At 41.0% G+C, this 25,206-nt stretch carries 20 protein-coding genes; 12 read left to right on the top strand and 8 right to left on the bottom strand.

Features of this window, described 5'->3' with window-relative positions; all coding sequences use genetic code 11:
• Positions 1-120 precede the first annotated feature (120 nt).
• Positions 121-2,232: a prolyl oligopeptidase family protein gene (locus D0T50_RS02950; protein ID WP_163221824.1), complete on the bottom strand. Its 2,112-nt coding sequence runs from the start codon at positions 2,230-2,232 to the stop codon at positions 121-123.
• A gap of 475 nt (positions 2,233-2,707) precedes the next feature.
• Here D0T50_RS02950 and D0T50_RS02955 point away from each other — a divergent pair, with 475 nt between their 5' ends.
• The 3 genes from D0T50_RS02955 (at position 2,708) to D0T50_RS02965 (ending at position 6,905) form a co-directional block, all read left to right on the top strand.
• Positions 2,708-5,674, top strand: coding sequence for a PEP/pyruvate-binding domain-containing protein (locus D0T50_RS02955; RefSeq protein ID WP_163221826.1), 2,967 nt, complete (start codon positions 2,708-2,710; stop codon positions 5,672-5,674).
• 83 nt (positions 5,675-5,757) lie between these two features.
• Positions 5,758-6,417: an outer membrane beta-barrel protein gene (locus tag D0T50_RS02960; RefSeq protein ID WP_163221828.1), complete on the top strand. Its 660-nt coding sequence runs from the start codon at positions 5,758-5,760 to the stop codon at positions 6,415-6,417.
• Positions 6,418-6,434: 17 nt separating this feature from the next.
• Positions 6,435-6,905 (top strand): hypothetical protein, encoded by a 471-nt coding sequence (locus tag D0T50_RS02965; protein ID WP_163221830.1) that lies wholly within the window; start codon positions 6,435-6,437, stop codon positions 6,903-6,905.
• 77 nt (positions 6,906-6,982) lie between these two features.
• Here D0T50_RS02965 and D0T50_RS02970 read toward each other — a convergent pair whose 3' ends face one another.
• Positions 6,983-8,317, bottom strand: a complete 1,335-nt coding sequence (locus tag D0T50_RS02970; RefSeq protein WP_163221832.1) for an NADP-specific glutamate dehydrogenase — start codon at positions 8,315-8,317, stop codon at positions 6,983-6,985.
• Positions 8,318-8,650: 333 nt separating this feature from the next.
• Here D0T50_RS02970 and D0T50_RS02975 point away from each other — a divergent pair, with 333 nt between their 5' ends.
• Positions 8,651-10,846 carry a TlpA disulfide reductase family protein gene (locus D0T50_RS02975; RefSeq protein WP_163221833.1) on the top strand — a complete coding sequence of 732 codons (2,196 nt, stop codon included), beginning with the start codon at positions 8,651-8,653 and terminating at the stop codon, positions 10,844-10,846.
• Positions 10,847-10,854: 8 nt separating this feature from the next.
• Here the strand turns inward: D0T50_RS02975 and D0T50_RS13615 are convergent, their stop codons facing one another.
• The 6 genes from D0T50_RS13615 to D0T50_RS03000 all read right to left on the bottom strand — a co-directional run bounded on the left by D0T50_RS13615 (position 10,855) and on the right by D0T50_RS03000 (position 17,788).
• The gene (locus D0T50_RS13615; protein ID WP_203558170.1) at positions 10,855-11,028 is read right to left on the bottom strand and encodes a hypothetical protein; all 174 of its coding nucleotides are present in this window, start codon (positions 11,026-11,028) and stop codon (positions 10,855-10,857) included.
• 85 nt (positions 11,029-11,113) lie between these two features.
• The gene (locus D0T50_RS02980; RefSeq protein WP_163221835.1) at positions 11,114-13,396 is read right to left on the bottom strand and encodes an NADP-dependent malic enzyme; all 2,283 of its coding nucleotides are present in this window, start codon (positions 13,394-13,396) and stop codon (positions 11,114-11,116) included.
• A 22-nt stretch (positions 13,397-13,418) separates the two neighbouring features.
• Positions 13,419-14,693, bottom strand: a complete 1,275-nt coding sequence (locus D0T50_RS02985; RefSeq protein ID WP_203558171.1) for an O-acetylhomoserine aminocarboxypropyltransferase/cysteine synthase family protein — start codon at positions 14,691-14,693, stop codon at positions 13,419-13,421.
• A 137-nt stretch (positions 14,694-14,830) separates the two neighbouring features.
• The gene (locus tag D0T50_RS02990) at positions 14,831-16,048 is read right to left on the bottom strand and encodes an acyloxyacyl hydrolase (RefSeq protein ID WP_163221837.1); all 1,218 of its coding nucleotides are present in this window, start codon (positions 16,046-16,048) and stop codon (positions 14,831-14,833) included.
• 86 nt (positions 16,049-16,134) lie between these two features.
• Complete coding sequence (locus tag D0T50_RS02995; protein ID WP_163221839.1) at positions 16,135-16,974, bottom strand: glycosyltransferase family 2 protein; 840 nt, start codon at positions 16,972-16,974, stop codon at positions 16,135-16,137.
• A 379-nt stretch (positions 16,975-17,353) separates the two neighbouring features.
• Positions 17,354-17,788: a DUF6078 family protein gene (locus tag D0T50_RS03000; RefSeq protein ID WP_163221841.1), complete on the bottom strand. Its 435-nt coding sequence runs from the start codon at positions 17,786-17,788 to the stop codon at positions 17,354-17,356.
• A gap of 98 nt (positions 17,789-17,886) precedes the next feature.
• Here D0T50_RS03000 and D0T50_RS03005 point away from each other — a divergent pair, with 98 nt between their 5' ends.
• From D0T50_RS03005 to D0T50_RS03040, 8 genes are all read left to right on the top strand, one after another.
• A complete protein-coding gene (locus D0T50_RS03005; protein WP_239058187.1) occupies positions 17,887-18,324 on the top strand; it encodes a GNAT family N-acetyltransferase in 438 nt (145 codons plus the stop codon).
• A gap of 174 nt (positions 18,325-18,498) precedes the next feature.
• On the top strand, positions 18,499-19,143 hold the full coding sequence (locus D0T50_RS03010) for a CoA transferase subunit A (protein ID WP_163221843.1): 645 nt from the start codon (positions 18,499-18,501) through the stop codon (positions 19,141-19,143).
• A 12-nt stretch (positions 19,144-19,155) separates the two neighbouring features.
• Entirely contained in the window at positions 19,156-19,548 is a 393-nt protein-coding gene (locus tag D0T50_RS03015; RefSeq protein WP_163221845.1) for a hotdog domain-containing protein, read from the top strand.
• A 41-nt stretch (positions 19,549-19,589) separates the two neighbouring features.
• A complete protein-coding gene (locus D0T50_RS03020) occupies positions 19,590-20,417 on the top strand; it encodes a 3-keto-5-aminohexanoate cleavage protein (protein WP_163221847.1) in 828 nt (275 codons plus the stop codon).
• A gap of 58 nt (positions 20,418-20,475) precedes the next feature.
• Entirely contained in the window at positions 20,476-21,516 is a 1,041-nt protein-coding gene (locus tag D0T50_RS03025; RefSeq protein WP_163221849.1) for a zinc-binding dehydrogenase, read from the top strand.
• 3 nt (positions 21,517-21,519) lie between these two features.
• On the top strand, positions 21,520-22,764 hold the full coding sequence (ablA, locus tag D0T50_RS03030) for a lysine 2,3-aminomutase (protein WP_163221851.1): 1,245 nt from the start codon (positions 21,520-21,522) through the stop codon (positions 22,762-22,764).
• A 15-nt stretch (positions 22,765-22,779) separates the two neighbouring features.
• The gene (locus D0T50_RS03035) at positions 22,780-23,802 is read left to right on the top strand and encodes a hypothetical protein (RefSeq protein ID WP_163221853.1); all 1,023 of its coding nucleotides are present in this window, start codon (positions 22,780-22,782) and stop codon (positions 23,800-23,802) included.
• 2 nt (positions 23,803-23,804) lie between these two features.
• Positions 23,805-25,199 (top strand): DNA mismatch repair protein MutS, encoded by a 1,395-nt coding sequence (locus D0T50_RS03040; RefSeq protein ID WP_203558172.1) that lies wholly within the window; start codon positions 23,805-23,807, stop codon positions 25,197-25,199.
• The last annotated feature ends 7 nt before the right edge of the window (positions 25,200-25,206 follow it).

Consider the following 25,206-nt stretch of genomic DNA (forward strand, 5'->3'; position numbering starts at 1 on the left):
TTATTTCTTATTGGCAAATAGAAACGTGTATAATTTTGGTTAATTGCTGATAAAATGATATTGAGGAAGAGGGGCGGAATAATATTCCGCCTTGTTCTCCTTTATGCTTTTTAGTTTGTTTTATTGGAATTTTGGATTCATTTCAAGATTATACATGATAAATCCATAAATATCCGCTTGTTCTTCTAACACTTTGCTCATTGGTTTGCCTGCACCGTGTCCGGACTTGGTATCAATACGGATTAATGTAGGATTTGTTCCATCATTGGCTACTTGTAGTTGCGCGGCATACTTAAAGGAGTGCGCAGGCACTACGCGGTCATCATGATCGGCAGTTGTTACCATCGTTGCGGGATAGGTGGTTCCTTGTTTCAGATTATGAAGCGGTGAGTAAGCATAGAGATATTTGAACATCTCTTCGCTCTCTTCGCTGGTACCATAGTCGGGTGCCCAGTTCCAGCCAATGGTGAATTTGTGATAACGCAACATATCCATAACACCAACTTGTGGTATGGCAACGGCAAACAGGTCGGGACGTTGGTTCATACACGCGCCTACCAAAAGTCCACCGTTTGAACCGCCAACGATAGCAATTTTCTTATTGTTGGTATATTTATCTGCGATTAAATATTCGGCAGCGGCGATGAAATCATCAAAAACATTTTGCTTATTCAGCTTGGTGCCGGCTACGTGCCATGCTTCGCCATACTCGCTTCCACCACGCAGATTAACCTGTACGTATATACCTCCGTTTTCCAGGAATGGAATGCGTGTTGTACTGAATCCGAGGGTCAAACTCACATTGAATCCACCATATCCATATAGAAATACAGGGTTGTTTCCATCTTTCACTAAACCTTTTTTATAGGTAAGGAACATGGGGATTTTTGTACCATCCTTGCTGGCAAAGAATATTTGTTCGGTGGTATAATCTGCCGGTACAAATTTCACTTCGGGTGCGCGGAATATCGCATAGGTATTTGCTTTGATATCATATTTAAAGATAGTAGCAGGGTAGGTAAACGAGCTGAACGACATAAAACACTCACTGTCATCTTTGTCGCCACTGAAATACGCCGAACCAATAGTGGGCAAAGCTACTTCGTGAATTAATTTTCCATTAAGGTCGTAAACGTATGGATGGCTCGATGCGTCTTGGTTATAAACAGCAATTAATTTTCCGTCGATAACGCTGGCGCTGGACAGTACGGCATCAGCTTCGGGCAACACAACATCTGCGGTAGCCAACTGGGGTTTGTTCAGTGTTACTTTTACAACCTTGTTTTTCGGAGCATCGGTATTGGTAAACAAATAGATAACATTGCCTATGGTGTTTAGTGGCGAGGTGCGGAATTCATCATTACCATCAATCAGTTCGAAAGAGGCATTCTTCTTTGCTAGATCTTTCACAAAGAGTCTGTTTCCTCTGTTAGCTCCGGATTCGGTTAAGAAAAGCATGTTTTCTTCTTGTGGGCAATATACGGAATAGAAACGTTTTGGATATGCTTTATTTTCGTAAATCAGTTTATCTTCACTTTGTGGGGTGCCGATGGTGTGATAGTACACCTTGTGGTATTCGTTTACGCTGGAATATTCCTGTCCTTCAGGGGTGTCGTAGGCACTATAATAGAAACCATCTCCTTGCCAGGATGCTCCCGAGAACTTCGCCCATTTAATGTGGTCATCCAGTTGTTTGCCTGTCTTCATGTCAATAACATAGATTTCTCTCCAGTCTGATCCGCTACGCGAAATCACATATGCGGCATACTTCCCATTGTTAGAGAAATATACGCCCGAAAGAGCTACCGTGCCATCGTCCGACAATTTATTGGGATCAAGAAACACACGCGGTTCTCCATCTAAAGCATCTTGTACGTAGAGTACACTTTGGTTTTGCAAACCATCATTTTTATAGAAATAGTACTTGCCTTGCTCTTTGAAGGGTGTTCCGTATTTTTCATAATCGGTCAGTTCGGTGAGCCTGTTCAGCAATTCTTGACGGAAAGGGATACGCTTCAGGTAATCATAGGTAACTTTGTTTTGTGCTTCTACCCAAGCGGCAGTAGCTACCGAAGTGTCGTTCTCCAACCAGCGATAAGGATCACTAACTACTGTACCGAAGTACTCGTCGGTAACATCTTCTTTCATTGTTTCGGGATACGTAATTTTCTTTTGTTGTGCACAAGATGCAAGCATAAGCATTGTCATTAAGAAAAGAGATAAGTGTTTCATAAATAATGATATTTAAGATTATGTGAAAGACAAAGTTAGCGAAAGGGTTTTATTTGCAAGTTTTTTTGCGAGTATTTTTCAATAGTAAGAAATAGTTCTGAATTTGCTCGTTTTTTTTTATTTGATACTATTTGGCGCTGTTTGTTTTCTTTTTAAGGTAATAATAGTACGGGATGCACAAATAAAACTTTACACATCGGAAATATGCAGCGAACCTCTACTTCCAAATGCAGCATTTCACTCAAGCGAAATGCTGCATTTCGATTAAGTGGTTTGCTGCATTTCGGAGTCATCAAATGCTGCATTTGTAAAAACCGGTTCACAGTACCTTGTAGCTGTGCTTTTCTGTAAACAATTCGCACTTTTGAGGAACTCGTTCAATGACTTTTGTTAAGATAATATTTTACATTTCTTTTTATCAATAAATTCTCTTACTTTTGTAAAAGCAACCCCACGCGGATAAACAATCAAGAATATGCTTAGCAAATTAAAACTGAATCAACTCTACCTTAAAGATACGCAGTTTGCCAATCTGATGACCAAACGCATCTTTAACGTACTTCTTATAGCTAATCCTTACGATGCCTTTATGCTCGAGGACGATGGGCGTATTGATGAAAAGTTGTTCAATGAATATACTTCGTTATCACTTCGTTATCCACCACGTTTCTCGCAGGTAAGTACTGAAGAAGAGGCCTTTGCTTTGTTGGAGCAAATTCCATTCGACCTCATTATCTGTATGCCCGGCACGAGCGACAATGATAGTTTTGATATTGGTAGGCGCATTAAATCCATCTATCCGCATATTCCTATCGTAGTGCTTACTCCGTTTAGCCATGGTATTACCAAACGTATTGAGAATGAAGATCTCAGCGCATTTGAATATGTATTCTGTTGGTTGGGAAATACGGATTTGTTGCTTTCTATCATCAAACTGATAGAAGACAAAATGAATTTAGAACACGATGTGGCAGAGGTCGGCGTGCAGCTTATACTCTTGGTGGAAGATAGTATTCGCTTTTACTCATCAGTGCTTCCTAACCTCTATAAATTTGTGTTGAAACAAAGTCAGGAATTCTCTACCGAGGCACTCAATGCGCATCAACGTATGCTTCGTATGCGCGGTCGCCCTAAAATAGTCCTAACCCGTACCTACGAGGAGGCAATGGAACTCTACGATAAGTATTATAATAATGTACTGGGGGTTATTACAGATGTTCGCTTTCCCAACCATGGCGTGATAGATTCTATGGCAGGCATCAAACTCTGCGATGCTGTACGTAAGAAAGACCCCTTTGTGCCACTTATCATTCAGTCGTCCGAAACAGACAATACGGCCTATGCCAGTAAGTTTGGCGCCAGTTTTATTGATAAAAACTCCAAAAAAATGGATGTGGATTTGCGGCGTATCGTGTCTGATAACTTTGGTTTCGGCGATTTTATCTTTCGTAATCCCAACACCAACGAAGAGATCGCTCGTGTAAAGAACCTTAAAGAGTTACAAAACATCCTGTTTGCACTTCCTGCCGAGTCATTTTTATACCACATCAGTCGCAATCACGTTTCGCGTTGGCTCTACTCGCGCGCGGTGTTCCCAGTGGCAGAGTTCCTTAAGCCCATAACATGGGAGAGTCTGCAAGACTTGGATGCACATCGAAAAATCATCCTTGAAGCCATAGTGAAATACCGCAAAATGAAGAATCAGGGTGTAGTTGCTATCTATGAGCGAAACCGCTACGATAGTTATTCCAATTTTGCTCGTATAGGCGATGGGTCGCTGGGAGGTAAAGGACGTGGCTTGGCATTTATAGATAACATGCTTAAGCATCATCCCGAGTTCAATGAATTTGAGAATGCTCGTGTGGCAATACCCAAGACAGTGGTGCTCTGTACCGACATCTTCGATGAATTTATGGAGATGAATAATCTTTATCAGGTAGCACTCTCGGATGCCGATGACGCTGTTATTTTGAAATACTTTCTTAAAAGTAAACTCCCCGACCGATTTATCGAAGACTTCTTTGCTTTCTTTGAAGTCGTAAAGTCGCCCATAGCCGTACGCTCTTCCAGTCTACTCGAAGACGCACATTACCAACCTTTCGCGGGAATTTATAATACGTATATGATTCCGTATTTGGACGACCGCTACGAGATGCTTCGGATGTTGTCCGATGCAATCAAAGGGGTGTATGCTTCGGTTTTCTTCAGAGATAGCAAGGCGTATATGCAGGCTACTTCCAACGTTATAGACCAAGAGAAAATGGCGGTTATTTTGCAAGAAGTGGTTGGTAACCAGTATGGAGATCGTTTTTATCCTTCTATGTCGGGAGTTGCCCGTTCGCTTAATTATTATCCTATTGGCGACGAAAAAGCAGAAGAGGGTACGGTGAATCTTGCACTTGGATTAGGGAAATATATTGTGGATGGCGGACTAACACTTCGTTTTTCGCCTTATCATCCCAATCAGGTACTGCAAACCAGTGAAATGGAAATTGCTCTCAAAGAGACACAAACCAGCTTCTATGCGCTCGATATGAAGAATGCTGCCGAAGAATTCTCTATTGACGATGGGTTTAATCTTCTCAAACTTCACGTAAAAGAGGCGGAGAAAGATGGCGCACTTCAATATATCGCCTCTACTTACGACCCGTACGATATGATAATCCGTGATGGACTTTATCCGGGTGGGCGTAAGGTGATAACCTTTGCTAATATTCTTCAACACGACGTGTTCCCGTTGGCGAAGATACTCCAGCTGGTACTTAAATATAGTAATGAAGATATTCGCCGACCAGTAGAAGTTGAGTTTGCTGCTACTATGAGCAAAGATATTGATAAAAGCGGTACTTTCTACTTGTTACAAATACGCCCCATTGTGGAATCGCGTGAAATGTTGGAGGAAAATCTCTCTATTATTCCCGAAGAAAACGTTATTCTTCGCTCGGAGAATAGCCTTGGGCATGGTATTGCCGACGATGTGTATGATGTACTCTACGTAAAAACCGAAGGTTACAGTGCTTCCAATAATCAAGCTATTGCTTATGAAATTGAAAAAATAAATAGCCAGTTTCTTAACGCCGACAAAAACTATGTGCTTGTAGGGCCCGGACGTTGGGGAAGTAGTGACACATGGCTTGGTATTCCAGTGAAATGGCCGCATATATCCGCAGCTAAAGTAATTGTGGAGGCAGGGCTTACCAACTATCGCGTAGATCCCAGTCAGGGTACACATTTCTTTCAGAATCTTACCTCGTTTGGTGTAGGATATTTTACGATCAATGCCTTTATCAACGATGGCGTTTACGACCAAGAATTTCTTAATGCGCAACCGGCTGTAGAAGAAACAAAATATCTGCGGCATGTGCGATTTAAAAAACCAATTGTGATAAAGATGGATGGAAAGAAGAAACTGGGAGTGGTATTGAAACCGACTGAAGAGTAGCAAAAATAAAGTTGAAAGATGCAGTAATTAGATGTATTCATCGTTTATCTATTAAATTTTGAAACATCTTATTACAAAAACACATGAAACATCATCAACTTGCCACTACGTTGGCTATTGTTACTTTGTGTCTGTTTTTGAAACCAACAACAGCTTTGGCGGCAGACCCATCGTACAAGAAAAATCTATTCAGTCTTCACGCGGGCTATGGAAACATGGCTTGGGGAACAAGTGCACTAACAACGGCTTCGAATTCGTATGAAAACAAACTATGCTCCGGTTTTACTTTAAACTTGGAGTACGATCGCAGGCTTATTCCGCAACTTTCTCTGGGTATTGTGGCTTCTATGTACAATGCCAGTGGTAGCCATGCCGAAGGTAAAGACCATGTATACACTACCTTTATTGGTCCGCAATTAAGTGTTTACTTCTTGCCAACTACACCATGGATTGTGCGACTTTCTGCAGGTTTAGGTTATCTTGATTATAAGAACAACAGCAAAGTATTTGGCAAAAACCGAAAGGTAAACGGTGGCACAGGTGCAGCTATCTGTGGTCTACGTTTGGGCTATACATTCGCGTCTCATTGGAGTGTACATGCAGATGCCGGTTTGCTGTTTGGTGACTTGGATTCGTATAAAGTAAAGTATCACGGCGAGAAAGTAAAAGTATTACCTAAGGATGGCGATGAGGTGAATTTATCGCGCTATAACCTTTTAGTTGGCGTTTCTTATCATTTTTAACTAAATAAGCATTTACGATGAAAAAATATATAATCTTGTTGTTGGTTGTTATAGCCATATTCAATTTAGCGAGTTGCGACGAAGATAAATCAGTTGACCCTACTATTATGCCTGAGGTTACAACCGAAGGTAAACAAACCTTTGGCTGTCTGATAGATGGTTGGGTATATGTGGGTGGCAGATATTACTCAATCTTTTCACCAAAAAGAGATTCTTTTCAGTTTTGCTACAATCTGGAAGAGGATTGGATAGAAGTTTCTGTGTTAGTTTCGAGAGAGGAATACTTGTCTTTTATTATTCTGAACCCTCGCGAGGGTGAGACTGTTAATTATATTAATACAGCTTTTGGTATTGTTCCTTATCCCGATGGTCAAGTGCATATATCTCGCTTTGATAGAGAGTTGAGAATTATAAGTGGAACTTTTGGAGATGGAGAGCGGATAACTCATGGGCGGTTTGATATGGTCTATAATTTAGATAATGAGTAATAGATATAAATAAGAAAGTGCCACCTGGATTACTCCTGAGTGGCACTTTCTGAACTATGACTAATTATACCTATTGATTATAAAACACCTTGTGCCATTACTGCATTGGCAATCTTCATAAATCCTGCAATGTTTGCGCCTTTTACATAGTTTACATATCCGTCTTCTTCTGTTCCGTACTGTACACAGGCAGCGTGAATATTTTGCATGATTGACTTCAATTTAGCATCAACTTCTTCGCGGCTCCAACTCAAACGATATGAATTTTGTGTCATTTCCAATCCACTGGTTGCTACACCACCTGCATTGGCAGCTTTGCCCGGAGCGTAGAGAATCTTCGCATCTTGGAATACTTTGATTGCTTCGGGGGTAGAAGGCATGTTGGCTCCTTCGGCAACTGCGATACAACCGTTGGCGATAAGTGCTTTAGCATGGTCGCCATTAAGTTCGTTTTGAGTTGCACATGGCAACGCTACATCACACTTTTCACCCCAAGGCTTAGCACCTTCTACATATTTGCAACCGTATGTTTCGGCATATTCGCGAATACGACCACGGTAGAGGTTTTTCAATTCCATTACATAAGCCAGCTTTTCGCTGTCGATTCCTGCAGGGTCGTAGATGTAACCGTCAGAGTCTGACAATGTAACTACTTTACCACCCAGTTCTATTACTTTCTCAGCAGCGTACTGTGCTACGTTACCCGAACCCGAAATACATATTTCTTTGCCTTTCAGGTCTTGACCTTTGCGTTTAAGCATTTCCATAAGGAAGTAAAGAGTTCCGTACCCAGTAGCTTCAGGGCGAATCAAAGAACCACCAAATTCACGTCCTTTACCTGTAAAGGTACCCGTAAATTCGTGTGTTAGCTTTTTGTACATACCATACATGAAACCGATTTCACGTCCGCCAACACCAATATCGCCTGCGGGTACGTCAGTATCAGGACCGATGTGTTTCCACAATTCGAGCATGAATGCCTGGGTAAAGCGCATTACTTCACCGGCACTCTTTCCGCGTGGGTGAAAATCAGAACCTCCTTTACCACCACCCATAGGAAGTGTGGTAAGCGAGTTCTTGAATACTTGTTCGAATGCAAGGAATTTCAAAATCCCAAGGTTTACAGATGAGTGAAAGCGCAATCCTCCTTTGTATGGTCCGATGGCATTGTTGTGTTGCACGCGATAACCCATGTTGATTTGTACATTTCCATTGTCGTCTACCCATGTTACACGGAATTGATAAATTCTGTCTGGAATACAAAGACGTTCAATGAGGTTTGCTTTGTCAAACTCAGGATGTTTGTTGTATTCTTCTTCAATCGTGGCAAGAACTTCTTCTACTGCTTGATGATACTCCGGCTCATTGGGAAACCTTCTTTTCAAATCTTCTAATACCTTAACTGCATTCATTTCTTTTTTCCTTTAAATGGTTCGTTTATATAACTATTTTCTTGTCTTTTTTTGTTTGACGTTGCAAAAGTACAACAAAAAAACATTTGAACAAACAAAATATGATAAAAATGATTGTATTTGCATCTTTTTGTTTATTGTTATTGAATAATTATACTTTTGTGATAGGAAACTAAGGTTTTTGATGAATAATTGCTTGTTTAATCTATAGAAATCCGAAAAATAGAATCCAGTGTCTCTATATTCATCATTTTATGTAAAATACTTTGTTAAGTATGTTTTTTTTGTAAATTTGACGAAATAAGATTTTTAATACCAACAAAACTACAAAATATGAAAAAACTATTTTTTATTACTCTCTCCCTGTTTTTTGCGACGATATTGTCTGCTAAAGAATTTGTTGTTAATAATCCTGTATTCGAATTTACCACCTCGGGCATCGAGAGTGTAACCAAAATAGAATTCAGAAAAAATGAAACGCGTGTGCATATTCGCACTGATTTTGTGCCTGGCTGGTGGATAAAGTTTGAAAAGACAACTTTCATAGAAGACTCGGACAGTAAAGAAAGATGGTATGTTACACGTATGGAGAAAGGTGAACTTGATGAGAAAATACGTATGCCTGCCTCTGGAGACTCTGCTTTTGTGATATGCTTTCCTCCAATTGATAGAAAGAAAGTAAAAAAGCTTAATTATGGGAAAGGTGAGGAAACTAGAGTTTTCGGAATATCACTGAACCCGAAAGAAAAGCCGAAATCAAAAGAAGTTCCCGGTGAAGTATATGCTTGGATAGACAGGGAGCTAGGCAAAGCTAAAGAAAAAGCACCAATGAATTTAGATGCGGGTGAGTTCTTCCGAAAAGATACTGTACATATAATTGGCTATATCAATGGCTACAAACCCGAAGCCGGATTTAAAACCGGAATAGTATATACTGCAAATGAAATTACCCGTGAGAATTATCCCACTGTTGTTGAAGTGTACGAAGATGGCCGCTTTGAGTGTAAATTTATTATGAATCATCCGAAGTGCATGAATATTATTATCAATGAGAAGCCGGTTAGTGTTTACTTGGAACCGGGGCATACGATAGCTGTACTTCTTGACTGGAATGAATACCTACTGGCCGACAGATATAGGAATATACGGTATAATTTTAAAAATATCATCTATAAAGGACCACTTGCAAAAGTGAACAGTGAGCTGTGCGAGGCTTACCTAAAAATAAGAGAAGTAGATGCTGCAACTATACATAAAAGTGGATTTGATCAGGATCCGGATAGCTTTGCTGCTTACATAGAATCCATGACTGCCGACTATTGTGCTGATATAGAGAAAATATTGGCAGATGATACTCTTTGTCCGACAACTAAGGTTGTACTACGCAACAATATGATTCTTGAAAAATGGGTGTGGTTATTGAATTATGATATGCAAAAGGGGCGGAATCAGGAGCTTCCAATCGAGTTTTACAGTTTTCTTCGTGAAATTCCGCTGACATCACCTCACTTGATGCTTTCGTCCCAATTTTCGGTTTTTGTAAATAGGTTTGAGTATTGTGCACCATTATTTAAAGCAAATGTAGTACAGACGTCGGCGAAAGTGCTTCATCCCGAAAAGTCATTTGAAGAATATCTATTTGACGAATTGAAACTGAAGAAAACTCCAGAAGAGACAGCACATTTTGAAATGTATGAACGACTAAAAACCGGAGTAGCTTTGAGTCAATATGAATTGGATGCGTTTAATAAAAAAAACAAAGAGATCATTGAAAAATATTCGGAACAGCATAAAAAATATATTGAAAAATATATTAAACCTTTGAGGTCAAAGGTTGAGTACAATCAATTAAACCGCCAATTGACTGTATTGCAGCTGAAGGATTCTATATATACTGATGTATTAAAACTTGAACCGGGTGTTGTTTATGACATCACTAAAGTTCGTGAATTGGCTTCCTTCTTTAAGGGAATGATGAATCGCGAAGACTCAAGAGTGTATCTTAATAAACTATCCAAAAGTCTCAAAGAACCCTTCCTTAAATCGGAAGCGGAAAGAATTTACAATCATTATTTCCCAATAGGAGAAAAAACGGCTCATGAATTACCTGTCGATATGAAGGGCACAAATGTATTTAAACAGATGATAGACCCACACAAAGGAAAATATGTGTTTGTTGATTTTTGGTCAACCTCTTGCGGACCTTGTATATCTGGTATCAAAAAAATGAAAGAAACACGCGAGAAGTATAAAGATCATCCGGATGTGGCTTTTGTGTTTATTACCTCCGAAAGAGATACTCCGTTAGGAAAATATAACGATTTTGTGGCGGAACAGGAACTTATCAATACGTACAGAATCAGTTCCGACGATTTTTTGTATTTGCGCCAATTATTCAAATTCAATGGAATACCTCGTTATGTGTTGGTAGATAGAGAGGGGAAGATTGCAGACGATAATTACTCTATGTATTTATTTTCAACACATATAAAAGAACTTTTGAAAGAGCCCGAGTCGCCAACAAATTGACGCGTATTTTATTTCTTCTTTAGTGATTTGTATATCGGGATAAAAACAAATGCTCCCGACATAAGAATGGTAACAATGATTGGTCCGTCAATGCGTTCTGCGCTGATAAGTACGATGTAGCATAGTGCTCCCCAGAGGAGTACCAAGCAAACTATTTGTGTTTTAGAAAGAGAGCGTTTCATTTCAGAATTATTTTAAGAAAGCAAAGATAAAAAAAGTGCCGGAAACTTCTTCCCGGCACTCGCTTTATTATTAAGAAACTGTTTCTTAATCTTTTCGCTTGTTGAATACCATTGCGTCAATCACTGCTACTGCCGTGATGTTTACAATGTCTCTTACTGAGCTTTCGATATCCGTGAAGTGAATAGGCTTGTTTAATCCCATTTGAATAGGTCCGATTAGTTCGCTTTCGGTCATAGATTGTATAAGCTTATAACCGGCATTCGCCGAACTGAGGTTGGGGAATATTAATGTATTCACATCCTTTCCTTTCAATCTTGTGAATGGATATTTGGCATCGCGCATTTGCTTGTTTAATGCAAAGTTTACCTGCATTTCTCCGTCTATAAGTAAGTCCGGGTAATTCTTCTGCATGTAATCTACTGCTTTGTGCACCTTTGCCGGACTACCAGCCTGGTCAGATCCAAAGTTAGAGTAGGAGAGCATTGCCACTACCGGTGTGTTATTGAAGAAACGTACGGTTTTCTCTGCTAGGCGAGCCACGTCAATCAACGTATCCGAATCAGGATGACGGTTAATCAAGGTGTCTGCTAAGAAGTATGTACCTTTTTTGGAGTTTAAGATATGCATGGTTGCGAAGTGCTTAAATCCTTCCTGAATACCGATAACTTCTTTTGCTACCTTAATTGTATTGCTGTACTTGGTATATAATCCGGTGATGAATGCATCCGCATCTCCTGTTTCCACCATCATCATGCCGAAGTAATTGCGTTCAAACATCTTGTCGTTGGCTTCTTCGTATGTAGCACCTTCGCGAGCGCGTTTTTGCGAAAGGATACGTGCATAACGTTCGCGACGTTCCGCTTCGCAGTCGTGGCGCAGATTGACAACTTCGATACCTTCCAAACTTAAGTCAAGCTCTTTGGCGAGTTTGGCAATGCGCTCATCGTTACCTAACAAAATAGGATGACAAATACCTTCTGCCTTTGCTTCTACCGCCGCCTTTAGCATATTAGGATGTGTTCCTTCTGCATATACCACGCGTTGCGGATTGGTACGGGCTGTTTCATAAAGTTGACGGGTGAGTTTGGACTCGTATCCCATTAATTCGCGTAAATGTACCTGATAATCGTCCCAGTCTTCGATTGTTTTTCGGGCAACCCCCGAGTCCATAGCTGCTTTGGCTACTGCCATAGATACAACGGTTATTAGTCGTTGGTCTACAGGTTTGGGGATGATATAGTTTTTACCAAAACTAAGGTTATTTACTTTATAGGCTTCATTTACTACATCCGGAACAGGTTGTTTTGCCAAATCAGCAATAGCATGTACCGCGGCTATTTTCATTTGTTCGTTGATAGCACTTGCATGTGTGTCTAGTGCTCCACGGAAAATATATGGGAAACCGATTACATTATTTATCTGGTTAGGATAATCCGAACGCCCTGTAGCCATAATCAAATCAGGACGAGATGCCATGGCTTCTTCGTATGATATCTCAGGAGTAGGGTTGGCAAGCGCAAACACGATAGGCGTTGGTGCCATGCTTTTAATCATCTCTTGCGATACTACATTTCCTTTGGAAAGCCCCAAGAATACGTCGGCATCTTTCATGGCATCAGCCAATGTTTGTACGTCTGTACGGCTTGTGGCGAAGTAACTTTTTTGCTCATTGAGGTCGGTGCGGTTTTTGCTGATAGCGCCTTTACTGTCGAGCATTACAATATTCTCCAGTTTAGCACCCAGAGAAATATATAGCTTGGTACATGATACTGCCGAAGCTCCTGCACCATTTACTACAATCTTAACTTCGTCTATTTTCTTTCCGGCAATAGTCAATGCGTTGAGTAAGCCGGCACTTGAGATAATCGCGGTACCATGCTGGTCGTCGTGCATCACCGGTATATCTAATTCTTCTTTCAGGCGGCGTTCAATTTCAAAACATTCCGGTGCTTTAATATCTTCCAGGTTTATTCCACCGAAAGTTGGAGCAATGGCTTTTACTGCTTGAATAAATTTTTCGGGATCTTTCTCGTCTATTTCAATGTCAAATACGTCGATTCCCGCATATATCTTAAAGAGTAACCCTTTACCTTCCATAACTGGCTTTCCTGCAATTGCGCCGATGTCCCCCAACCCCAGCACAGCAGTTCCATTAGATATAACAGCTACTAAGTTTCCCTTAGCAGTGTATTTGTACGCGTCTTGTGGATTCTTTTCAATCTCAAGACATGGTTCGGCAACTCCCGGAGAGTATGCCAATGATAAATCTTTTTGCGTGCTGTAAGGCTTAGTCGGGATAACCTCGATTTTACCGGGCTTTCCTTGTGAGTGGTACAGCAGCGCTGCTTCTTTTGTAATCTTTGCCATAAGTTTTTCGTATAAAATGCGTTTACTGTAACGCTTGTTTTATGTCTGCGATAATATCGTTTGCGTTTTCTATTCCTACTGATAGTCGGATGAGGTCGGGTTGTACGCCAGCTTCTACCAATTGCTCATCAGTCAATTGTCGGTGTGTATGGCTAGCCGGATGTAATACGCAAGTACGCGCATCGGCTACATGGGTAACAATAGCAATCATTTTTAGTTTATCCATAAACTCCACAGCTTTTGCTCTGCCACCTTTCAGCCCGAATGAGATAACTCCACAAGAACCATTTGGCATGTATTTCTTAGCCAGATCGTAGTATTTATTTCCAGGAAGGTCGCAATAATTTACCCACATTACTTTTTCATTTTCCTGTAAAAACTCTGCAACTTGTTTTGCATTGCTGCAATGTTGCTTCATGCGTAGGTGCAAAGTCTCTAATCCAATATTGAGCAAGAAGGAGTTCATAGGTGATTGAATACTGCCGAGGTCTCTCATTAACTGAGCAGTTGCTTTGGTGATGTACGCTCCCTTACCAAAATCAGCAGTGTATGTCACTCCGTGATAGGATTCATCAGGGGTACATAATCCCGGATATTTATCAGGGTAAGCGCTCCAGTCGAAATTTCCGCTATCTACAATACAACCACCTACTGCTGTAGCATGACCGTCCATGTATTTGGTTGTAGAGTGTACTATAATGTCTGCTCCCCACTCAAAGGGGCGGCAGTTAATCGGTGTAGGGAACGTGTTATCAACAATCAACGGTACTCCTTGCGCATGTGCTACGCGTGCAAATTTCTCTATATCAAGCACTTCGAGTGAAGGATTGGAAACCGTTTCGCCAAACAAGAGTTTAGTGTTAGGACGAAACAATGCTGCAATCTCTTCTTCTGTTGAATCGGGATGTACGAAGCTAACCTCAATACCTAATTTCTTTAACGTTACTGCAAACAAGTTGAATGTTCCTCCATAAATGGCGGAGGAGCAAACGAAATGATCGCCAGCCTGACAGATATTGAATATAGCATAAAAATTAGCGGCTTGTCCACTTGATGTAAGCATGGCAGCCACACCACCTTCCAACGCAGCGATTTTAGCAGCCACATAGTCATTAGTGGGGTTTTGCAGGCGAGTATAAAAATAACCACTTTCCTGTAAATCGAATAAACGTGCCATCTGTTCACTCGATTCATACTTGAAGGTTGTACTTTGATATATAGGTAATACGCGTGGTTCTCCATTCTTAGGAGTCCACCCCGCTTGTACGCATAGGGTTTCTGGTTTTAATTTCGACATAATTCTGATTTGCTAAAAGATTGAATTTTGCTCTAAAAGTATTTTAAACTGTCGGCAAAATTAATAAAATAATAATAATGTGATATCAGATGGCCTCTTTTTATACGAAATATAACATTCTTTTGAGCAAATAGGTTCTACTTTTTGCTACGGTGCGAGAATGTATATCCTAAGTTCCAATATAAATACTGTGCCCGACCAAAGTTGTTGGCTCGTATTCCAAAGGTTCCAAAGAGATTATCCTTCAGATAGAGTTTGATACCAAGTATCTGGTAAAAGCGCTTGTCGTAGTCACTGCCATGTATGATGTCGTAGCCCAGGTGGGCAAACATAGAGTAGGCGGGCATCATAATTTCTCCTTTCATAGAAATACCTACCGAAAATCGTTCGCTAAATCTTCCCAAGTGTACACGGTCGTAGTATTTTCCGCTTTCGGGATGTATTTGTCGCCAGGCGCTAATTCCGGCACTCTCATCGTAAGTAGCCTCAATACTTGGTCCCCATTTGTAGCGGTAGTTATTGCGGAACATGTGCGAGTAGCTAAGACCCAGTACTTTGAATTTACGCTTGGTATAGATGTCGGGGAGTCCGGTACCTGTGGTGTCTACTTTTGCTTCGCGCGAAGTAACTAAAAACATGAGGTCGTGCTCTATCTTCTTTTCGAATGGTGGCGGAGTGAGTAAGCCGCTCAAATCGGGTAGGAGCTCTTTTCTGTTAAAGTGATATGCCAGCTCTACAAAACCCGAAAGTATGTTCAGCCCTTTGTTGGGTAGTGAATTTGCTCCGTTCGAAAAATGTGTAAATCCTGCACCTGCATGTAAATCCAGCTTGTTGGAGAGTTTCCACTTGAAATATAAATTCCCCGCTACGTGTATATTAACTGTCGATCCTAACGCAATGTTGTTAGGATTATCGAACGGGTCGTAATGTTTCCAATTAAAGGATGCTCCAAGATTCCATTCGTAGTTTAGGGTAATGCCGGGTCGCTTCTTAGACTGCCACAGTTTAGCTCCTTGAAAGAAATAAAGCGAAACAGGAACTCCTAAATCATCATGCCGGCGATAGAAATTGGCTACATATAGACCAATGCCTAAATAGGGCATGCCATAGGCATAATCCTTCCAGTCGTCTCCTTGTGCAGAGAAACCATATTTTATGGAGTAAGAGGCATAGTGTGGTATTTCGTGTTCGCCCGACACAAATTCGTTGGTGGGGAATACGGCTCCGTCAGTAATATTGAAAGTAATAAAGCTGGGTGCTTTGGCCTTGACAGTAGATACTGTGTCCTGCTCATTGGCAGAAACAAATGTGGCGTATAAAGTAACTAGAAAAAGTAGTATACTATTTTTTTTCATGAAAAGCTGCTCTGGTGAGTTGCAAAGATAGTCTTTTATGTTGGTACGCGTTTTTGAGAATTAGTTTTTTAACATAAAACTAATTCTTATTGAGTCTTCTTTATCTTCAAAATCTCAAGTTGGTGTTTTGCTTTAAGCCCCACTGACAGTAGGGCGTGTTTTATAACGTTCTTTTTATAGTATTTATCTATAAAAATCTGCATTGCGCCATAAAACATTTCCAAATAGCGCTCGTCTTTTACCGAACTCTCTCCTTTGTGGTGCAAAATAGATGCTTCGCCATAGTAATAGTTCTCATATCCCATTCGTAGCATGGTATAGCAAATGTCAATATCTTCTCCATACATGAAGTATGCTTCGTCTAACCCGCCAACCTCTTCGTACACCACCTTTTTGCAAAGGAAGAAAGCACCTGTTATTACATCTGTTTTGGCTATTTGATACTCACCAATATCTTTTCGGTAATAAGATTTAGTGTTGTTTGTCCGGAAGTTTATAAATAGTTTCTCAAATGAGTTGAACATATTTGGGACAGATCTTTTACTTTCGGGAAGGAAATTACCTTGCGCGTCGTGCATTCTTACTCCCACACAGCCGGGGCTCTTCAAGCCATCCATAAAGAGAATTAACCGACTCATAAAATCACTTTCTAACTCTGTGTCAGGATTTAAGAGTAACAGATATTCGCCCTTTGCAGTTCGTGCCGCTTTGTTGTTCGCGGCAGCAAAACCTTCATTTTTGCTGTTGGCAATAAATGTAACTTCGGGAAACTCTACAATCAAGTCGCGCCAAGAAATATCGGACGAATTGTTGTCGATAACAATTACCTCATACTCAATGGCATTTACGTACCTTCCTATTGATAGAAGGCAACTGCGTAAAAATGTGGTTACATTATAATTTACTATGATTATTGATAGGCGCATAGTTGTTTTAATGTCGATCTTCGGGGCGTAAAGATAAAGGTTTTATATTCTACTTTTTTCTTTTGCCTTGATACAAAAGAAAAAAGATAGCAAAAAAGAAAAGATCAAGACTGAATTTACTCTGCTACTCACTTGCTTCACTACGCTGAAAGACCTCAAACTCGCTGCGCTCAAACAGAAGGTCTTTCTTGACGCTGCGTTATGCAAGTTCGCTTGACGCTACGTAAATTAGGTCGAAGAGTATGCTGTTCATTCGTTTTCATTAAATACACTGTAAAGAATTTCTCACCGTGTTGAGAACAAATACTCAATTTGGTGAGAAACTATTCTCAACAAGGCGAGTATTTATTCTCAACACGCATATTTTCTCTGAGAAAAACTACCAATCGTATTGGTCTACATATTGATCGAATGCGGGTTCTTCGAGTACTCCTTCGCGTCGAAAGACCTTGCGGATATACTCTTGTTCTGAAGGTTTAATCAGACGTTCTTTATTGCGAATGCGGTAATACGTGTTTCGCCGGAAGTGGTTGTATAATATTTCTTTGATTTTTACGGCTTTGGCATGAGGTAGGTTATCATATATATGTGTAATGCCAAGAGCAAAACGTGTCAGGGAATCGGGCATAAAATAGGGGCATTCTTTTTCTTTAGCCGATACATAATGAGGGTTTACTACTGAAAAATACTCTCTGTCGTTATCAGCTTTTAGTGCTGCGATATACCGTAAGCACTCAGTAGAATGTGGACACGGTGTATGGAGGCAATGAAGAAATGCCTTAGGAACTTGTTTGTAATCAAAATTATCTTTCATAAACTATCTTCAATTTGAGTTGAATGCAAATCTAAGAAAAATGTAGCAGGTTCTGTATTTATCTTTCACTACATTTACAAGCTAAAGAGAATTAGAGTATGAAAAATATGGATATTGTAAAAGCAAAACAAGAAGATTACGACCAGATAATGGCGGTTTGGGAAAGCTCCGTAAAGGCAACGCACGATTTTCTTAAGCAAGAAGATTTTGAGTTTTACAAGCAGGCTATTCCTAAAGATTACCTCCCCAATCTTGATGTTTATGTATTTCGTTCCGATAGAACGGTTGTTGGATTTATGAGTGTTGCAGAGGGCAATCTGGAAATGTTATTTATTGCAGGCAATTTGCGAGGCAAAGGATACGGACGAACGATGCTGGAGTATGCTATTCGAAAACTGAATGCCACCAAAGTCGACGTGAATGAGCAAAACACACAAGCTGTTGAGTTTTACAAACGCTTTGGCTTTAAGGTGGTAGGTCGCACGGATAAAGATTCGGAAGGAAGAGATTATCCTATATTGAATATGGCGTTGTAAGTGCATATTGCATATATATACATACCACGAATGACATTTTCTTATTGATTTAACGACAATTAACCAGAAATGGGGTTTTTGAATGAGAAACAATTTCATTTTTTCTGAAAAAGCCCCTATATTTGTCATATTGTAAAGATAACCTTATTCATTTCTGTATAAAAAACGTCGCGTATGAAAAAACTGATTGAACCATGCGAAGCCGTGTCCAAAATAAAGGACGGCATGACTCTCATGATAGGTGGCTTTTTAGCCAATGGTACCCCTCACAAATTAATTGATGCACTGATTGCATCCGGCGTAAAAAATCTGACGATTGTCTGTAACGATACTTCTTATCCCGATCGTGGTATAGGGCGGCTTATCGCTGCTAAACAGGTGAAAAAACTCTATACTTCGCACATTGGTACCAATCCGCTTAGCAGTGAACAAATGAACAGTGGCGAACTGGAAATTGAATTTTGTCCGCAAGGAAGCCTTGCCGAACGTGTGCGCGCAGGTGGAAATGGATTAGGAGGGATACTTACACCTACCGGACTGGCTACTATGGTGGCAGACGGTAAACAAATCATCAACGTAGATGGTAAGGACTATTTGTTGGAGAAACCCATTCGTGCCGATGTGGCCCTTATTAAAGGTAGTAAAGGCGATACATCGGGCAACCTTACTTATTATGGTACATCGCAAAACTTCAACCCTCTTATGGCAACTGCTGCCGACTTGGTAATAGCCGAGGTTGACGAACTGCTGGAGGTAGGAACGATAGCTCCCGAAAATGTACGGACACCGGCGATATTTGTAGATTATATAGTAAAATAAATCCAAATCAATATGAAATCACTTATTAGACTGCGCATGAGCGCACATGATGCCCACTACGGTGGCGGTTTGGTAGACGGTGCCAAGATGCTTCAACTATTTGGCGATGTGGCTACCGAACTACTTATTATGAATGATGGCGACGAAGGTCTTTTTGCCGCTTATGACAGTGTGGAGTTTTTGGCACCTGTATATGCAGGCGATTACATCGAAGCTACAGGAGAAATTGTAAAAGCAGGAAACTCTTCGCGCAAAATGGTATTCGAGGCTCGCAAGGTGATAGTTCCCCGCCCCGATATTTCTCCTTCGGCAGCCGATGTGCTGGCAGAACCAATCGTTGTATGTAGAGCAAGCGGTACCTGTGTGGTACGGAAGAGCGACCAACGGATACAGCATACTGAATAATATCGTAAGAAAAGAAAATCTAGAATCTAAAAACTCAAAAAATGGAAAAACTAATAATCACAGCAGCTATTTGTGGCGCCGAAGTGTTGAAAGAGCACAATCCCGCAGTTCCCTATACGGTAGCAGAGTGTGTACGCGAAGCAAAGTCTGCTTACGATGCAGGTGCTAGTATCATTCATCTGCATGTGCGTTACGATGATGGTACACCTACTCAAGATAAAGCACGCTTTAAAGAAGTGATCGACGCAATTAAAGCCGCTTGTCCCGATGTTATTATCCAACCTTCTACCGGGGGTGCAGTAGGCATGACCGACGATGAGCGCCTGCAACCTACCGAACTCTTACCCGAAATGGCTACACTCGACTGTGGCACCCTTAATTTTGGTGGCGACGAGGTATTTATGAATACAGAGAATACCATTAAATACTTTGGCAAACGCATGATTGAACTTGGCATTAAGCCGGAACTGGAATGTTTTGACAAAAGTATGATTGATATGGCGTTGCGCCTGCACAAGAAAGGCTTTATTGAAAAACCAATGCACTTTGACTTTGTGATGGGGGTGAATGGTGGTATTGGTGGCGAGCTACGCGACTTTATTTTTATGCGTGGCAGTATTCCTCACGATGCTACATACACGGTAGCTGGAATCGGACGTTATGAATTTTCGTTAGCGATGGCTGCTATTGTCGATGGCGGTCATGTACGTGTAGGTTTTGAAGATAATGTTTATCTCTCCAAAGGAGTATTGGCAAAATCAAACGGCGAGCTGGTAGAAAAAGTTGTTCGGATGGCTAAAGAGCTGGGACGAGAAATAGCTACTCCTGCTGAAACAAGAGAAATCTTAGGATTAAAACCAATTAAATAATAACCTGTTTTTATTCCACAGACAATATCTGTGGTGAAATACTAAATCAAAAATCAACATGAAGAAAGGAAACAAATACGGTCTTCACCGTGTAATCGAACCCAAGGGTGTATTGCCGCAACCCGCCAACAAGTTAGACAATAACATGGACGAAATCTATGATAATGAGATTTTGATTGATGTACAAACGTTGAATATTGATTCGGCGAGCTTTACACAAATAGAAGAGCAAGCTGGTGGTGATAAGGCGAAGATTGCAGAAATTATGCTTGGCATTGTTGCGAAACAAGGAAAGCATCGTAACCCTGTTACTGGTTCGGGAGGTATGCTACTGGGTACAGTAGAGAAAATAGGCGAAGCGTTGGAAGGTAAAATAGACCTCAAAGTAGGCGATAAAATAGCTACTTTGGTGTCACTTTCATTAACTCCTCTGCGCATAGACAAGATAAAGGATATTCGTCCGGATATCGACCAAGTGGATATTGATGGTAAAGCTATTTTGTTTGAGAGTGGTATTTATGCTAAGATACCTGCCGATCTTCCCGAAACATTGGCGCTTTCGGCACTTGATGTAGCCGGTGCTCCCGCTCAAACAGCTAAACTGGTTAAACCGGGCGATACCGTATTTATTATTGGTGCCGGTGGAAAATCGGGAATGTTGTGCTGCTATGAAGCTAAGAAGAGAGCAGGTGTTACTGGTAAGGTTATCGGTTTAACACATAGCCCTAAGAGTACCGAACGACTAAAGAAGTTAGGTTTCTGCGACTATGTATTTGCTGCCGATGCTACTCAACCGGTTCCGGTTCTTGAGAAAATAGAAGAGTTGACCGGCGGACGGCTTTGCGATGTAACTATCAATAATGTAAATATTACCGATACTGAAATGACCAGTATCTTGTGTACCAAGGATTCGGGCGTGGTGTATTTCTTCTCTATGGCTACCAGTTTTACCAAAGCAGCTCTTGGTGCCGAAGGAGTAGGAAGCGATGTAACCATGATTGTGGGCAATGGCTACACTCGCGGACATGCCGAAATAACCCTGCAATTATTGCGCGAGTCGGATAAATTGCGCGAGATATTCACCGAATTATACGCCTAGAAGATGTACGAAAGTAAGCGAAAACTACTCTTTCCGGAAGTAACCGACGAACAGTGGAACGACTGGAAATGGCAGGTAAGAAACCGGATAGAAACGGTGGATGAACTAAAAAAGTACATAACCCTGACTGCTGGTGAGGAGGAGGCCATTCTGGAATCTCTAAAGACCATCCGAATGGCTATTACGCCTTATTACCTTAGCTTAATAGATAACGATAACCCCAACTGTCCGATACGTAAACAGTCGGTACCGACTATACATGAATTGCATAAATCGTCGGCAGACTTGGACGACCCTCTGCACGAAGATAACGATTCGCCCATTCCGGGATTGACACATCGTTATCCGGACAGGGTGTTATTCTTGATAACCGACCAATGTTCTATGTATTGTAGACATTGCACCCGCCGTCGTTTTGCCGGTCAGCACGATGCTGCGATGCCCAAAGAACGTATAGATAAATGTATTGAATACATAGCCAATACTCCGCAAGTGCGTGATGTGCTTCTTTCGGGTGGTGACGCGTTGTTGGTATCCGACAAGCAATTGGAATATATTATTCAGCAGTTAAGAGCGATACCACATGTAGAGATTATTCGTATTGGCACGCGTGCACCGGTAGTGCTACCACAACGCATTACGCCCGAACTGGTTGCTATGCTGAAGAAATATCATCCTATTTGGGTAAATACACACTTCAACCATTCTAATGAAATAACAAAAGAATCGAGGTTGGCGTGCGAACGATTGCTCGATGCGGGAATTCCGCTGGGTAATCAGTCGGTATTGTTACGTGGTGTAAACGACTGTGTACATATCATGACGCAGTTGGTACGTAATCTAATGAAGATACGCGTGCGCCCGTACTATATATATCAGTGCGACCTTACCACCGGTATTGAGCATTTCAGAACTTCTGTATCCAAAGGTATCGAGATTCTTGAGAATTTACGAGGACATACCTCTGGACTGGCTGTCCCTACTTTTGTTGTAGATGCTCCCGGTGGAGGAGGAAAGATTCCTGTAATGCCTACCTATCTAATTTCGCAGGCACCGGGCAAAGTGGTGTTGCGTAACTATGAAGGGGTGGTAACGACCTATACAGAGCCCATTGACTACTTACCAAATTGTCAGTGTGCCGATTGTTTGAAAAACGAAGATGACGAAGGTGTAGCAGCATTGCTCAGTGGGCAGAAATTAGCGATTGAGCCCAAAGAGCTGTCACGCAATAAACGAAATCATCATTAATAAAAACAGTGCAATATGTCCTTTATTGACGACATACTAGGGTATAGTAGCATCTCTATTGTAGGGATGGCAAAGAATGCGGGTAAAACCGAATGCATGAACTATATCCTGAAGCAGCTTCAAGGAAAGGGCAGGCAACTGGCAGTAACCTCAATTGGGCTTGACGGAGAGAGTCAGGACTTGGTCTCTTATACCGCCAAGCCCGAAATTGAGATATATGAAGGAATGATTTTCGTTACTTCGGAGAAACACTATAAAGCCAAGCGATTGATTGCTGAAGTGTTGGAAGTGAATGGTATTCAAACATCCTTGGGCAGGTTGATTACGGCTCGTGCCATAACCTCGGGTAAGGTACTTCTTTCCGGACCTGCGGATACCGAGTCGCTAAAGGAGATTATTCGTGAGATGAAGAAGTTTCGGGTGGATACAGTCATTGTAGATGGAGCAATATCGCGTACAAGTATTGCCTCTCCGGTGGTAACTGATGCTATGGTATTGGCTACAGGAGCGGTCGTTTCGCGCAACATTCCGGAACTGGTGCGTAAAACCGCCTTTATGTACGAATTGATAAAATTAAATGCGGTAGACGAGAATATTTATAAGAAACTCTCCAAAGTGGACTCGGGTGTGTGGGCAATTGATGAAAAAGGGAAAGTAAAGAATCTGCGCATACCCTCTATTTTGATGCTGGATAAGTACAAAGATAAAATATTCAAATATGGCAACACCCTGTATGTGGCAGGGATTATAACTGATAGTTTTCTGCAGTTCCTTCGGGTACAGGAACAGATTGAAAATATTGTGTTGATAGTAAAAGATTTTACGCGGATATTCGTCTCTATGGAGTCATATTATGCATATCTGCGTAAAGGTGGAACAATCAAAGTGTTGCTTAAAAACAAACTCTTGGCGGTGTGTATAAATCCTGCTTCGCCCGATGGATTTGTGTTGAACTCCGACGCTTTGAAAGAGGTCTTGCAAGAGAAACTTCAGGTACCAGTGTATGACGTTAGGCGGATGCCCGAAAATCTAAATTAACTATGTTGTTGAAGAATGCTATACGAGAGATAAACGGACTGCGTTATGTGGTTGATAAGCTGGATATTCAATCCGGATTGGCAAGGCGTGTGCTTTACGAAACCAAGTTTATGCACAGTACTGACGAGATAATGGAGATACTCGACAAGGTGGAAATATTCATATTTCTGTTACTTACACCTGATTATAAAACTGCTCTTTCCAAAACGCGTATTAAACTGAAACAGGCAAAGGATATTCGTGGCACGCTCAAACGGCTTAAAAATAGAGATGTGCTGGATGATATCGAATTGTTTGAAATCAAAACATTTGCTTTGTTGTGCCGTGAAATACATATTATCCTCGCTGAAAAGAATATAACAGTTGTACCCATCCCTTCGTTGGAAGCGGTGATAAATATACTCGACCCCGACAAAAAACGCATTGCGAACTTCTACATATATGATTCATACTCAATGGAACTCGCTGAACTCAGGAGGCAGCTGAAAGTGATGAAAGAGTCTAAAGATGCTACTGAGGCGTATGAACGTGATTATCAACGAAGCATTGATGTTGAAGATACAATTCGCAAAGAACTATCGACCAAGTTATATGAGTATCACCAAATAATTTCGCGTACTCTGTTGATGATAGCCGAACTCGATATTCTGATAGCCAAAGCACGTCAAGCTACCGAAATGCGATTAAGTAAACCGCATCTTTCAACCACTGGTAACTTAAGCTATGAAGATTTGTTCAATCCAGAGATAGAAGCAGCATTGCACATGCAGCAAAAAGAATATCAACCGATAGATGTAACGGTAGAAAGGGGAGGAACGTTGATTACCGGAGCAAATATGACGGGGAAATCGGTCATATTAAAAACCGTAGCGTTGGCGCAGGCTTTATTTCAGTTTGGCTTCTTTGTTCCGGCAGGGTTGGCGTCGCTTACTACGGTAGACGAGATACTCATCTGTATGGGCGATGATCAGAATGAATTGAGCGGACTCTCTTCGTTTGCTGCCGAGATGATAAAGATAAACAGGATTATAGAAAAGGCGAAGAATAGAGAAAACATACTTGTGCTTATTGATGAATTGGCGCGAAGCACCAATCCTTCTGAAGGAAGAGCTATTGTAAACGCAGTATTAGAAATATTGAAAGAATACAATGTGTTAGCATTACTTACTACACACTATACCGTAACTGCTTCCTGTCGCCGGTTTCGAGTAAAAGGTTTGTTAGAGGGATATGACAGCGCCCAACTGACGGTTGATAACATTGATAAGTATATAGATTATCGGTTAGTATACGAATCGGGTGATACAGTGCCTCACGAAGCACTAAAAATAGCCCGGGTGCTGGGTGTGGATTTAGAAGTACTAAAGAAAGCAGAATATTATTTATACAATAAATAAAAAGAAT

The organism is Bacteroides sp. 214, assembly GCF_010501015.1.
In the GTDB taxonomy this organism is placed as follows: Bacteria; Bacteroidota; Bacteroidia; order Bacteroidales; family Bacteroidaceae; genus Bacteroides.

Coding starts and splice junctions, on each gene's coding strand:
- D0T50_RS02950 (WP_163221824.1), bottom strand. CDS start 2,232: ATGAAACACTTATCTCTTTTCTTAATGACAATGCTTATGCTTGCATCT.
- D0T50_RS02955 (WP_163221826.1), top strand. CDS start 2,708: ATGCTTAGCAAATTAAAACTGAATCAACTCTACCTTAAAGATACGCAG.
- D0T50_RS02960 (WP_163221828.1), top strand. CDS start 5,758: ATGAAACATCATCAACTTGCCACTACGTTGGCTATTGTTACTTTGTGT.
- D0T50_RS02965 (WP_163221830.1), top strand. CDS start 6,435: ATGAAAAAATATATAATCTTGTTGTTGGTTGTTATAGCCATATTCAAT.
- D0T50_RS02970 (WP_163221832.1), bottom strand. CDS start 8,317: ATGAATGCAGTTAAGGTATTAGAAGATTTGAAAAGAAGGTTTCCCAAT.
- D0T50_RS02975 (WP_163221833.1), top strand. CDS start 8,651: ATGAAAAAACTATTTTTTATTACTCTCTCCCTGTTTTTTGCGACGATA.
- D0T50_RS13615 (WP_203558170.1), bottom strand. CDS start 11,028: ATGAAACGCTCTCTTTCTAAAACACAAATAGTTTGCTTGGTACTCCTC.
- D0T50_RS02980 (WP_163221835.1), bottom strand. CDS start 13,396: ATGGCAAAGATTACAAAAGAAGCAGCGCTGCTGTACCACTCACAAGGA.
- D0T50_RS02985 (WP_203558171.1), bottom strand. CDS start 14,693: ATGTCGAAATTAAAACCAGAAACCCTATGCGTACAAGCGGGGTGGACT.
- D0T50_RS02990 (WP_163221837.1), bottom strand. CDS start 16,048: ATGAAAAAAAATAGTATACTACTTTTTCTAGTTACTTTATACGCCACA.
- D0T50_RS02995 (WP_163221839.1), bottom strand. CDS start 16,974: ATGCGCCTATCAATAATCATAGTAAATTATAATGTAACCACATTTTTA.
- D0T50_RS03000 (WP_163221841.1), bottom strand. CDS start 17,788: ATGAAAGATAATTTTGATTACAAACAAGTTCCTAAGGCATTTCTTCAT.
- D0T50_RS03005 (WP_239058187.1), top strand. CDS start 17,887: ATGAAAAATATGGATATTGTAAAAGCAAAACAAGAAGATTACGACCAG.
- D0T50_RS03010 (WP_163221843.1), top strand. CDS start 18,499: ATGAAAAAACTGATTGAACCATGCGAAGCCGTGTCCAAAATAAAGGAC.
- D0T50_RS03015 (WP_163221845.1), top strand. CDS start 19,156: ATGAAATCACTTATTAGACTGCGCATGAGCGCACATGATGCCCACTAC.
- D0T50_RS03020 (WP_163221847.1), top strand. CDS start 19,590: ATGGAAAAACTAATAATCACAGCAGCTATTTGTGGCGCCGAAGTGTTG.
- D0T50_RS03025 (WP_163221849.1), top strand. CDS start 20,476: ATGAAGAAAGGAAACAAATACGGTCTTCACCGTGTAATCGAACCCAAG.
- ablA (WP_163221851.1), top strand. CDS start 21,520: ATGTACGAAAGTAAGCGAAAACTACTCTTTCCGGAAGTAACCGACGAA.
- D0T50_RS03035 (WP_163221853.1), top strand. CDS start 22,780: ATGTCCTTTATTGACGACATACTAGGGTATAGTAGCATCTCTATTGTA.
- D0T50_RS03040 (WP_203558172.1), top strand. CDS start 23,805: ATGTTGTTGAAGAATGCTATACGAGAGATAAACGGACTGCGTTATGTG.